Genomic DNA, 11,686 nt, shown 5'->3' on the forward strand with positions numbered 1-11,686 from the left:
GATCCAGTGCTGTGGTGCCGTCGCGCGGCACCGCCGGTAACGAGGTGACGGCATGAGCACGCACACCGAGCACCAGACCCAGCAGGGTCGGGAACCGCTCGACGTGAACACCCCCGGGCTTACCCGCTTCGACATCGTCCGCGAGGGCGCCCGGCGGGACGACATCGAGATCGTCCACTACGAGCCGCAGGTCGCTCCGGGCACGAAGGCCGAACGCCGGCTCGTCCGCCTGGTCGCCTGGTTCTTCCTGCTCTCCGGCCTGGTGGGGACGGCCTTCCTGGTCGTCTACATCTGGTGGCCGTGGGAGTACGCCCCGGGCCGCGGCAGCGACAAGTGGTTCACCCCGCTGCTCGGCGTCACCCTGGGCCTCTCCCTGCTGGGCGTCGGCTTCGGCATCCTGACCTGGGGCAAGAAGCTGCTGCCCAAGGAGGTGTCGATCCAGGACCGGCACGAGGGCGCGGTCTCCGAGGACGAGCGCACCGTCACCGGCCAGACGATGCTCTACATGGCCGACGAGCTGGGTGTGAAGCGTCGCCCGCTGCTCGGCATCTCGCTGCTGGCGGGTCTCGTGCCGATCGGCGCGGTCGCCGCCGCGCCGCTGGTGGGTGGGCTGATCTCCAACCCGCACAAGAACAATCAGATGTTCACCACCGGGTTCGCCCCGGCGGAGGGTGGTCAGAGGGTCCGGCTGGTCCGCGAGGACGGCCGCCCGATCCGCCCGTCGGACATCAGCGCCGGTGGCCAGCTGACCGTCTTCCCCGGTATCGAGCACGGCATCAGCAACCGCCACGCGGACTCGCCGACGCTGCTGATCCACCTGCGGGACGAGGACGCGCAGGAGTCGCGCCAGGCCAACGAGCGGGTGGGCCACGGCGACTACATGTGGGGCAACTACGCGGCGTTCTCCAAGATCTGCACGCACGCCGGCTGCCCGGCCAGCCTCTACGAGCAGCAGACGAACCGGCTGCTCTGCCCGTGCCACCAGTCGCAGTTCCTGATCACCGACAACGCCCGACCCGTCTTCGGCCCCGCCAGCCGGCGGCTGCCGCAGCTGCCGATCGAGGTAGACTCGGAGGGCTTCTTCGTAGCGAAGTCCGACTACACCGAGACCATCGGGCCAGACTTCTGGGAGCGGCCATGAAGCGTCGTAAGTTCGACCTGGCGGCGGCGCCGGGCAAGGCTGCCGTGGGGCTCGACGACCGCTTCCAGGTGGCGACCCCGCTGCGCCGCCTGCTGAACAAGGTCTTCCCGGACCACTGGTCCTTCCTGCTCGGTGAGATCGCGCTCTTCTCGTTCATCGTCCTGCTGCTCACCGGCACCTTCCTGACGTTCTTCTTCGAGCCGTCGATGACCGAGGTGGTCTACGACGGCAGCTACGCGCCGCTGCGCGGCACGCCGATGTCCGCCGCGTACGCCTCCAGCCTGGACCTCTCCTTCGAGGTCCGGGGTGGTCTGATCATGCGGCAGATGCACCACTGGGCGGCTCTGCTGTTCATGGCCGCGATCGTCGTGCACATGCTGCGGGTCTTCTTCACCGGCGCGTTCCGCAAGCCGCGTGAGACCAACTGGATCATCGGCTCGCTGCTGTTCTGGGTCGGCTTCCTGGCCGGCTTCACCGGCTACTCGCTGCCGGACGACGGCCTCTCCGGCACCGGCCTGCGGATCGCCTCGGCGATCATGCTGTCGATCCCGGTGATCGGGTCCTGGCTCACCTCGTCGATCTTCGGTGGGGAGTTCCCGGGCACCATCATCATCAGCCGGTTCTTCATCGCGCACGTGCTGCTCATCCCGGCCCTGCTGCTCGCGCTGATCAGCGTCCACCTGGGCCTGGTCTTCAAGCAGAAGCACACCCAGTGGCCCGGCCCCGGCCGGACCAACGGCAACGTGGTCGGCGAGCGGATGTTCCCGCGGTACGCGATCAAGCAGGGCGGCTTCTTCATGATCGTCTTCGGCGTGATCGCGCTGATGGGCGGTCTGTTCCAGATCAACCCGATCTGGCTCTTCGGCCCGTACGAGGCGTGGGTCGTCTCGGCCGCCAGCCAGCCGGACTGGTACGTCATGTTCCTGGACGGCTCGACCCGGCTCATGCCGGCCTGGCAGATCAACATCCCGCTCGGCGACGGCTACGTGATCCCGCCGCTGTTCTGGCCGACGGTGGTGCTGCCCGGAATCCTGGTCGGCCTCTCCACGCTCTACCCGTTCCTGGAAGCCCGGCACCTCAAGGACTACCGGAGCCACAACCTGCTCCAGCGTCCTCGTGACGTTCCGGCCCGGACCGCGGTGGGCGCCATGGCTGTCGCCTTCTACCTGGTGCTGACCCTCTCCGGGGCCAACGACGTCATCGCGGACAAGTTCCAGATCAGCTTGAACGCGATGACCTGGGCCGGCCGGGTCGGCCTGCTCGTCCTGCCGCCGCTGGCGTACTACGTCACCTACCGCCTCTGCCTCGGTCTGCAGCAGCACGACCGTGAGGTGCTGGCGCACGGCGTGGAGACCGGCATCATCCGGCGCCTGCCGGACGGCAAGTTCGTCGAGGTCCACCAGCCGCTCAGCGCGCAGGACCACGACGGCCACGGGGCGCTGGAGTACACCGGCTGGGTGGTACCGAAGAAGATGAACCGGCTCGGTGCCCTCGGCCCGGCCATCCGGGGCTTCTTCTACCCGATCGAGAAGCCGGTCGAGGCTCCGGTCTCGCCGGGGCACCCGCCGGTCGAGCCTCGACCGGAGCGTGCGGAGATCAGCAGCGGCTCCGAGTCGCGTCACTGACCTCGACCCACCGGGACGTGGCGTCCGCCGGATCCTCCGGCGGGCGCCACGTCCCGTTTCCGCCCCCTTCCGCCGCCGGGCGGCGGAGCCGGTTGAGTCGGTGCAGAGCGGACGGCGGGCCCCGACCCGGCCGTCCCCTCGCGTGCGGGGATCGCAGGAATAACCCCGGTGAGCCGGGTATCCGTGCGGTCCAACGTCTCACGGGGAGGAAGCATGTTGGGTATCAAACGGCTCGGCCTGCTGGCCGCGCTGGTGCTGGTCGGTGTCGCACCGGCCGCTGCGGCGCAGGCCAAGGCACAACCGTCGGAGCAGGACACCCAGTACCTGCAGGCGATCCACCAGGTCAACCTGTTCGAGATCACCACCGGTGAGCTGGCCCAGCAGAAGGGCCAGAACCAGCGGGTCAAGGACCTGGGCAAGATGTTCGTGACCGACCACACGCAGCTGGACCAGACGGTGCAGCAGACCGCGTCCCAGCTCAACGTGCAGCTGCCCAACGGGCCCACCGCCGACCAGCAGGCGGTGATCGACCGGCTGAACAACGCCAGCGGCAAGAACTTCGACCGGGAATGGGTGACCGCGCAGCTGGCCGGCCACCTGCAGGCCATCCAGGCCACCCAGACGGAGATCTCGCAGGGTTCCGAGCAGTCGGTGATCCAGCTGGCGCAGACCGCGCTGCCGGCGCTCCAGACGCACTATGACGAGCTGGTCCAGCTGGCACAGCAGCTGGGCATCCCGGTCCCGCAGGCCAGCGCCACCGGTACGCCGAGCCCCGGCGCCACCACCGAATCGCCGGCTCCGGGCGGCACGGAGACCGAATCGCCGGCTCCGGGCGGTACCGAGACCGAATCGCCGGCTCCGGGCGGCGGCACCACCGAGTCCCCGGCTCCGGGCGTGAGCTGACCTCGGGAAGCACGAACGGCCGGCCCATCACCCGATGGGCCGGCCGTTGCCCGGTCCCGCCGCGGGCCTGCGGGCCTCGCCGTGGCGTCCGAGAGGACGGCGGTCAGTCGGCGTTGGCCAGGCCGATCGCGAACGCCTCCTCCAGGTCGTGCTGGGAGTACGCCCGGAACGCGATGTGCGACTCGGTGTTGCTCACCCCGGGAACCTTCGAGATGCGGCCCGCGATCACCTCGGCGATCTGGTCGAACTCGCGTACGCGGACGACGGCGATCAGATCGACGTGCCCGGCGACCGAGTAGACCTCGCTGACGCCGGGAAGGTTTGCCAGGGCCTCGGCCACCTCGGGAATCGAGTCGGTGGCGCAGTCGATCAACACGATCGCGGTGATCACGGGCAGTTTCTCCGTTTCGTCGACGTCGTCGCTCACTCTAGGGCCTGTCCCATGAGACCATGCCCGGCCGCCCCGGACCCGGGTGATGCCCGGCGTCGAGGCCGTCGCCTAGATCCTGGCGGATCCCCGGCCCGCCGGCACGGTGAGCCCGTCACCGGCCCGCACGACCTCCTGCAGCCGCTCTCCGGCCCGCACCGTCGCCCCCGGCCAGACCACCGACCGGATCACCTCGCCACGCACCACGGCGCCCGCCCCCACCACCGACTCCCGGCACGGCCCGGTGACCGTCGCGGCCGGGTCGACGAGAGCGTCACCGCCGGCGGCGTGCAGGTTGGCCGCCAGGTAGTCGGCCGGGGTGCCGGTGTCGTAGAAGGTGCCACGGTAGGGCACCACCCGAAGCGCGCCCGCCGCCTCGGCCGGTCGCCACACCGTGCGTACCAGGTCACCGAACTCGACCGGCAGGTCGCGCACCACCCGCCAGGGCAGCAGCGAGAACCCGGTGAACACATGCCCGTCGAACGTGCCGGGGGCCAGCGGGTCGGCGGCCGGCTGGCCCAGCAGGCGCACCTCGGACCCGTCCCAGCCGGCGAGCATCGCGGCGATGTCCGGGCCGGGCTCGACGGCCGGGTCGGCGAGGTACGCGTCCGCGTTGCCGACCAGCACCGGCCGCCCGGCGATCCACTCCTTCAGGTTCGCGACCCCGCCGGCCGTGCCGAGCGGATCGCCCGGCTCGACCGAGAGGTGGGCGCGATCGCCGACGTGGTCGACGACCTGGCCCGCCAGGTAGCAGGCGTTCACCGCCACCCGCTGCGGGCCGGAGAGGCCGAGCCCGGCGAGCCGGGCGAGCGCCCGGTCCAGCAGCGGCACGTTCCCGACCGGGCAGAGCGCCTTGGGCAGCCGTTCGGTGAGCGGCCGCAGCCGGGTGCCCTCGCCGGCGGCGAGCACCACCGCGCAGACGTCGTCCGGGCCGGCCGCCGACACGCTCACTCCTGCGTGTCGGGCAGGGGCGGCGGGAACTGCCCCACCAGGGGGCCGATGCCGTAGTACGCCAGCAGCCGCGCCGTCGCCCAGCTGAGCCGGGGCAGGTCGTCGAGCGGATGCCAGGCGGCCTCGAAGACCTCGGCGCCGTCGACCTTCAGCTCCGTCGTGGCCGCGGGCACCTCCGCGGTGAAGACGACGTCCACCCAGCCCTTGGCGTGCACGATCGCGTTGGGCACAGCCGGAACGAGCTGGGTGGGGGAGAGCCGGATGCCGGACTCCTCGTACAGCTCACGGGCCGCGCCCACGGCGGGGGCTTCACCGCGTTGCAGCAGCCCGGCCGGGAGCGTCCAGCCGTTGCCGGGCGGCTGGCGGAGCAGGAGCAGCCGTCCCGCCCCCTCGGCTTCGGCGTCGCGGACCAGGGTGACCGCACCGACGATGTACTTCGGCACGGCCATCCGGACCAGGCGGCGGCGTAGCGGCAGCGGCAGCCGGTAGAAGACCTGATAGCCGATGGCCCGGCCGGTAACGCGCGAGCGAGGGATCATGACACCAGGCTAATGCTCACGAATGCGGCAGGTGCCCGGCGGGGGCCGCCGGTCACTGGCGATGGTCGACGAGATCGATGAGCTGCCGTACCACCGCGTCCGGTTCGATCACCCGGTCGAAGACCGCGACCAGCAGGGTCTCCAGGTCGGGGTAGCCGAGCTCCTCGGCGAGACGCAGCAGCGGAAGGTCGCTCGCCAGCCCGCGGTTGTGCCGGCGGAGGGTGAGCCCGATGGTGGCCCGGCCGAGCCGGACCTTGTCGTTGATCGAGATGCCCGGCTCGGTGTGCTCGGCGAACCAGCGGTTGATCTGCATCTGGGCGTGCGGGGACTTCACGAAGCCGAGCCACTCCCGGCGCGGCCCCCGCGGTGCGGCCTCCGCCTCGAAGCCGTTCTCGGCGTCGTTCTCGGTGAAGATCTCCACCACGTCGCCCTCTTCCAGCTCCGAGGAGAGCGGGGCGAGCCGGCCGTTGATCCGGGCCGCGAGGCAGTGGTCACCCCGCTCGGTGCCCAGCTCGTACGCGAGGTCGACCGGGGTGGCGCCGGCCGGCAGCACGATCTGCCGCCCGTCCGCGAAGACCTCGACCTGCGCCTCGGCCAGGTCGCAGCGCAACGACTCGAGGAACTGGGCCGGGTCGGCGGCGTTCTGCTCCCAGTCCAGCACCCGGTGCAGCCAGGCCAGCTGTTCGGCGCCGCCCGCGCCACCGCCGACCCGGGGGAAGCGGTAGTCGGCGGCGATGCCGTACTCGGCCGAGCGGTGCATCTCCTCGGTACGGATGAGCACCTCGACGGTGCGGTCCTTCGGCCCGCAGACGCTGGTGTGCAGGGAGCGGTAGAGGTTGTTCTTGGGCGAGGCGATGTAGTCCTTGAACCGCCCGGGCATCGGGCGCCAGAGCCCGTGGATCGCGCCGAGCGCCGCGTAGCAGTCGGTGGGTGGCCCGTCCACCACCACGGCGATGCGGGGCAGGTCGTACGGGGCGCTGTGGCTGCCGGCGACCGTGTCCTTCCAGATCGAGTAGAGGTGCCGGGGGCGGGGAGCGACCTCGGCGTCGACCCGGTCGCGGCGCAGCGCCACCTTGGCCTCGGCGACCACCTGCGCGAGGTACGCGTCCCAGCCGGGCCGGTCGTGCACGTGCCGGGCGATGCGGACGTGCTCCTCCGGGTGCAGGTGCTGCAGCACCACGTCGTCCAGCTCGCGCTTGAGCGTCTGGATGCCCAGCCGCTCGCAGAGCGGGATGAGCACCTCCTCGGTCTTGCGGGCGATCCGCTCCCGGGAGGCGGCCGACCGGACGCCGAGGGTACGCATGTTGTGCAGCCGGTCGGCCAGCTTGATGATCAGGACCCGGACGTCCCGGCCGGCCGCGATGATCATCTTGCGGATCGTCTCGGCCTCCGCGGCCTTGCCGTAGAAGGCCTTGTCGAACTTGGTCACCCCGTCGACCAGGTGCGCCACCTTCGGCCCGAAGTCGTCGGCGAGCGCCTGGAGCGTGTAGCGGGTGTCCTCGACCGTGTCGTGCAGCAGCGCGGCGACCAGGGTGGTGGTGTCCATCCCGAGGTCGGCGCAGATCTGGGCGACCGCGAGCGGGTGGGTGATGTAGGGCTCGCCGCTCTTGCGGAACTGCCCCCGGTGCATGGTCTCGGCGATCGCGTACGCCCGGCGCAGCACCGAGGGGTCGGCGCCCGAGTGGATGGCGCGGTGGGCGCGTACCAGGTGACCGACCGGGTCGGACTCGGCGGTCGGCCAGTTGAGCAGCGAGCGGAGCCGGCGGGTCAGTGGCAGTTCACCCGGTTGGGTGGGAAGCGCGCCCCCCAGGGCGGCGCCGTGTCCGGCGTCGACGTCCACGAGGGACACCTCCTCACCCCGGCCCCGCGACCACCGGGCGACCGGCAACCGGGAGCAGGCCCACGAAACGGGCAGGAATGCACTTCTCTAACAGAGTAAGGGAGTCGACGTAGTCCGATCGGTCAGTTGGTCATGGGCGTTCGGTCGAGAGTTGGTGGGTCGCGGCGGCCTCGGCCTTCGCCAGGAGGTCCCGGAAGCGGGCCGCGCCACGCACCGGGGACGACCATCCGGAGGACATCTCGACCAGCCGGGTCTCCGGCCGTTCCAACCAGGACAGGATCCGTTCGGACTCCTCGGCCGTCGCGCGGGGGACCGGCCCGTGACCCGGCGCGACGGTCTCCGCGGTGGCGCGGATGGCGGCCAGCGTCGGTCGCGGATGGACGCCCGGTGGGGAGACACCGGCGCCGGCCAGCCGGCCGTGCCGGACCAGCGCCAGCTCCCAGCCACCCCGGGCGGCGGGACGGGCCGCGGCCAGCTCGGCGATGCCGGCGAGCGCGGCCAGCCGCTGCATCCGTACCGCGGCGCGCAGCAGCGCCGTCAGCCGGCTCCGGACCACCGCCGCCTCCTCGTAGCGCTGATCCGCCGAGAGCGTCTCGATCCGCCGCAGCAGCGCGTCCACCACCACCTGTGGGTCGTCGGCCGTCGCCGCGCGGAACGGGGCGGCCGCGCGCTCGTCGTACACGTCGGGGCTGATCCGGTGCTCGCAGGGCGCCGGACAGCGGCCCAGCTCGGCCAGCGCGCACGCCGGGGTGACGGTACGCAGGGAGAGCCGGTGGGTGCACTGTCGCAGCGGCACCGCGTCGTAGAAGCCGGCGGCGGCCAGCTCGGCGGCCCGCCGCGAGGTGAACGGCCCGAGGTAGGCGCGGTCGGTGGGGGAGATCTCGCGGACCACCGACAGCCGTGGGTAGTGCTCGTCGGTGAGCTTGAGCCAGAGCATCCGTTCGGGATACTTCGACCGGCGGTTGTACGGCGGGGCGTGCGCCGCGATCAGCCGTAGTTCGCGGACCTCGGCCTCCAGCGAGTGCGCGCACTCGACCGCCTCGACCCGCTCGGCGGCGGCGAGCATCTCCGAGATCCGGGCCCGCTTCTCCGCCGCCGTGAAGTAGCTGCGCACCCGGGTGGCGATGTCGCCGGAGGTGCCGACGTAGAGCGGCCGGTCGTCCGCGGCGCGGAAGATGTACACCCCCGGCGCCTTCGGCAACCCCTCGGCCAGGTGCCGCTTGCGGCGCTGGGTGGGCGTGACCGCCTTGGCGAACTCGATCGCGTCGCCGATGCTCTCCACCCGGTGCCCGCCGAGCCGGCCGATCAGCGCGTGCAACACGTCGACGGTGGCCTTGGCGTCGTCCAGAGCGCGGTGATTCGGCTGGGTGGCGGTACGGAAGTACGCGGCGAGGGTGCCGAGCTTGCGATTGGGCACCTCGTCGCGGGTCAGCACGCGGCGGGCCAGCGCGGCCGTGTCCAGCACCCGGGGGTTGGGCCAGCGGTAGCCGTGCCGGGCGCAGGCGGCCTTCAGGAAGCCGACATCGTACGGCGCGTTGTGGGCGACCAGCACGGCGTCGGAGATGAACTCGAGGAAGCTCGGCAGCACCTGCTCGATCGGTGGCGCCGGCACCACCATGGCCTGGGTGATGCCGGTCAGCACGGTGATGAACGGCGGAATCGGCTCACCCGGGTTGACCAGGGTGGCGAGCACGCCCAGCTCCTCGCCGCCGCGCACCTTGACCGCACCGATCTCGGTGATCCCGCCGCCGTCGGGGGAGCCGCCGGTGGTCTCCAGGTCGACCACCACGAACGTGGTCGCGTAGAGCGGCAGAGCCGGGTCGACCCCGCCGACGGAGGTGGGGTCGAGGCCGGCCAGCGCCTGCTGGACGTACTCCGCCTGTGCCATCCGCGGCACGCTAGCGTCCCGGTCCGACACTCCCGCCTCAGCGGCCCCACCAGTCACCACCGGGCTAGGATGAGAGATCGGCTCACTCACCGGGCGGTGGGCCCGGCTGCGGTGGGAGACTTGCCACATGCCCCTCACCGAGCCGTACGACGACCACCTCCCGCCGGAGGACCAGGCCGCCGTCGCGCGCGACACCGGTGAGGTGGGCGGGCCGGCCGCGGCCGACGCGGCGGACACCGCCGCCGGCGGTGCCACCGGCCCGAGCGCGGACGCCCCCGCCGACGGCGGCTCGCCGGAGCCGGAACCGGTCCTGCCCGAGCCGGTGCGACAGCGGATCGTGACCCTCACCGCCGCGGTGCTGCCCGGCCTCCCCGCCGACGAGGTGCCGGTCCCGCTGCGCCGGGTCGCCAAGTTCGCCCCCAACCGCCGGGCCCGGCTCGGCGCGCCGGCGATCGCCACCCAGCTCACCGCCGACCCGCTCTTCCGGCAGCGGGTCAGCGCCCGGGTGCTGGCCGACGCCGGCGATCTCGGCGCCGCCGTGGTCGAGGGCACCGCCCCGGCCGCCGCCGACCCGGTCGAGGTGGCCGCCCTGGCCTACCTGGCCCGACCCACCGGCTGGCGGGAACTCATCGAGGCGAGCGGCGCGGCGGTACGCGCCGAGGCCGACAGCGCCGTCGTCGCCGAGCTGGTACGCGAGGCGGAGCAGCGGGCCACCCGAGCCGAACACGACCGCGCGGTGGCCCGGGTCGAGGCGGAGAAGCTCCGCGACGAGCTGGCCCGGGTCCGCGAGGAGCTCGGCCAGCAGCGCGAGGAGGCCCGGCAGCTGGCCCGTACCCTGCGCGAGACGCAGGCCCGGGAGCGGCGGGCCAACGAACTGCTCGCCACCGAACGAGGCCGGGCGGGGCGGGCGGCCGCCGACGCCGACGCGGAGCTGCGCCGGGCCCGCGCCCGGCTGGCCGAGGCCGAGGCCGCCGCCGGGGCGGCCCGGACCAGCGCCAAGGAGGCCCGCTCGGTCGACGACGCCCGGCTCTGGCTGCTCCTGGAGACGATCGGGCAGGCCGCGGTCGGGCTGCGCCGCGAGCTGGCGCTCGACCCGGTCGACGCGCTCCCGGCCGACTTCGTGGCCGACGCCTTCGCCGACCAGCCCGGCGCCGCGACCGGTGCCGCGACCCGGGCCCGGGACACCGACGACCCGGCCCGGCTGGACCAGCTGCTCGCCCTGCCCCGGGCCCACCTGGTCGTGGACGGCTACAACGTCACCAAGCGAGGCTTCGGCGAGATGTCGCTGGAGCAGCAGCGCAAGCGCTTGATCAGCGGACTGGGCGGGATCGCCGCGCAGACCGGCGACGAGGTGACAGTGGTCTTCGACGGCGCCGAGCGCATCCCCGGGCTGCCGCCCACCCCGCGCGGCGTGCGGGTGCTCTTCTCCCGCAAGGGGGAGACCGCCGACGAGTTGATCCGCCGGCTGGTCCGCGCCGAGCCGCCCGGCCGCCCGGTCGTGGTGATCTCCTCCGACCGGGAGGTCGCCGACGGGGTACGCCGGCACGGCGCGTACCCGCTCGGCGCCGACTCGCTGCTGCGCCGCCTGGCCCGCTCCTGACCGCGTCTGACCCGCTCGGGTCGGGCTGATCCACTCGAGATCCATGAAGTCGCTGTGACGCACGCCGTTGATACCCCGACTTCAGTGAAGTCGAGTTGATCAGCGCCGGTTCGGTGCTCGTTGTCCGGTTCTGTCGTACCCGGGGCATAGCGTGAGCATGACCGACGGTGGTCGGGTGGCGACGTTCCGGTCGTCGAGGCCGCCGCAGCCCATCAGGAGGCGTTGATGCTCATCGACTGCGAGCGGTGCCGCATCCGGGGTGCCGGCTGTTCCGGCTGCCTGGTGACCGCCCTGCTCGACGAGAGTTCCCCCGCGGCCGACCTCGGCCCGGCCGAGCACCGGGCGATCGAGCTGTTCGTCCGGTCGGGCTTCGAGGTGGAGGTGCTTCCCGCCCCGCGGCCGCCGGTCCCGCGGCCCCGGCCGCTGCGCCGCCGCCGGATCGCCTGAACTCCGGTGCGTGCCGACCCCGCCGGCCCACACTGACCACGCCGGCCCCAGTGCGTCGACCGCGCGCCAGCCCTGCACGTCGGCCCCGCGCGCCGACTCCGCTCGACCCACCGGATGACCGTTCGGCACGTCCAGGCACCGCGCGTTGCGGCCGGCGCTCCCCGCGCGGGCTTCGCGCTCCCCGGCCCCCGATCGCGCTCGCCGCGTCGCGGCGGCCGTTCGGCGCGGGCGGGCGGGCACCGCCGCCTCCGCCCGGCAGCGGAGCCCTAGGATTGGCGGTCACGGCGAGAGGAGCGTGGATGACGCGGGTATCGCGGGGCGGGGA

10 protein-coding genes are annotated in these 11,686 nt (G+C 72.7%); 5 read left to right on the forward strand and 5 right to left on the reverse strand.

What is annotated here, in order from left to right:
* Positions 1–52 precede the first annotated feature (52 nt).
* From E1211_RS14100 to E1211_RS14110, 3 genes are all read left to right on the forward strand, one after another.
* Positions 53–1,141 (forward strand): ubiquinol-cytochrome c reductase iron-sulfur subunit, encoded by a 1,089-nt coding sequence (locus E1211_RS14100; protein ID WP_132349180.1) that lies wholly within the window; start codon positions 53–55, stop codon positions 1,139–1,141.
* Positions 1,138–2,766, forward strand: coding sequence for a cytochrome bc complex cytochrome b subunit (locus tag E1211_RS14105; protein ID WP_132349181.1), 1,629 nt, complete (start codon positions 1,138–1,140; stop codon positions 2,764–2,766). Before E1211_RS14100 ends, E1211_RS14105 begins: the two co-directional genes overlap by 4 nt.
* Before the next feature lie 213 nt (positions 2,767–2,979).
* Positions 2,980–3,669, forward strand: coding sequence for a DUF4142 domain-containing protein (locus E1211_RS14110; protein ID WP_132349182.1), 690 nt, complete (start codon positions 2,980–2,982; stop codon positions 3,667–3,669).
* A gap of 103 nt (positions 3,670–3,772) precedes the next feature.
* Here E1211_RS14110 and E1211_RS14115 read toward each other — a convergent pair whose 3' ends face one another.
* From E1211_RS14115 to E1211_RS14135, 5 genes are all read right to left on the reverse strand, one after another.
* Positions 3,773–4,060, reverse strand: a complete 288-nt coding sequence (locus E1211_RS14115; protein ID WP_132349189.1) for an Lrp/AsnC family transcriptional regulator — start codon at positions 4,058–4,060, stop codon at positions 3,773–3,775.
* Positions 4,061–4,168: 108 nt separating this feature from the next.
* Positions 4,169–5,041 carry a sugar phosphate nucleotidyltransferase gene (locus tag E1211_RS14120; RefSeq protein WP_132349183.1) on the reverse strand — a complete coding sequence of 291 codons (873 nt, stop codon included), beginning with the start codon at positions 5,039–5,041 and terminating at the stop codon, positions 4,169–4,171.
* A gap of 2 nt (positions 5,042–5,043) precedes the next feature.
* Positions 5,044–5,586, reverse strand: coding sequence for an NUDIX hydrolase (locus tag E1211_RS14125; RefSeq protein WP_132349184.1), 543 nt, complete (start codon positions 5,584–5,586; stop codon positions 5,044–5,046).
* Positions 5,587–5,638: 52 nt separating this feature from the next.
* Positions 5,639–7,426, reverse strand: coding sequence for a bifunctional (p)ppGpp synthetase/guanosine-3',5'-bis(diphosphate) 3'-pyrophosphohydrolase (locus E1211_RS14130; protein WP_132349190.1), 1,788 nt, complete (start codon positions 7,424–7,426; stop codon positions 5,639–5,641).
* Positions 7,427–7,556: 130 nt separating this feature from the next.
* Positions 7,557–9,314, reverse strand: a complete 1,758-nt coding sequence (locus tag E1211_RS14135; RefSeq protein ID WP_132349185.1) for a DEDD exonuclease domain-containing protein — start codon at positions 9,312–9,314, stop codon at positions 7,557–7,559.
* A 127-nt stretch (positions 9,315–9,441) separates the two neighbouring features.
* On the opposite strand from E1211_RS14135, the gene E1211_RS14140 reads away from it, so the two are divergent.
* Together E1211_RS14140 and E1211_RS14145 are read left to right on the forward strand one after the other, a co-directional pair.
* Positions 9,442–10,914, forward strand: a complete 1,473-nt coding sequence (locus E1211_RS14140) for an NYN domain-containing protein (RefSeq protein WP_132349186.1) — start codon at positions 9,442–9,444, stop codon at positions 10,912–10,914.
* 225 nt (positions 10,915–11,139) lie between these two features.
* Positions 11,140–11,361 (forward strand): hypothetical protein, encoded by a 222-nt coding sequence (locus tag E1211_RS14145; RefSeq protein ID WP_132349187.1) that lies wholly within the window; start codon positions 11,140–11,142, stop codon positions 11,359–11,361.
* Positions 11,362–11,686: the final 325 nt, after the last annotated feature.

This window comes from Micromonospora sp. 15K316, assembly GCF_004348525.1.
Classification (GTDB): domain Bacteria; phylum Actinomycetota; class Actinomycetes; order Mycobacteriales; family Micromonosporaceae; genus Micromonospora.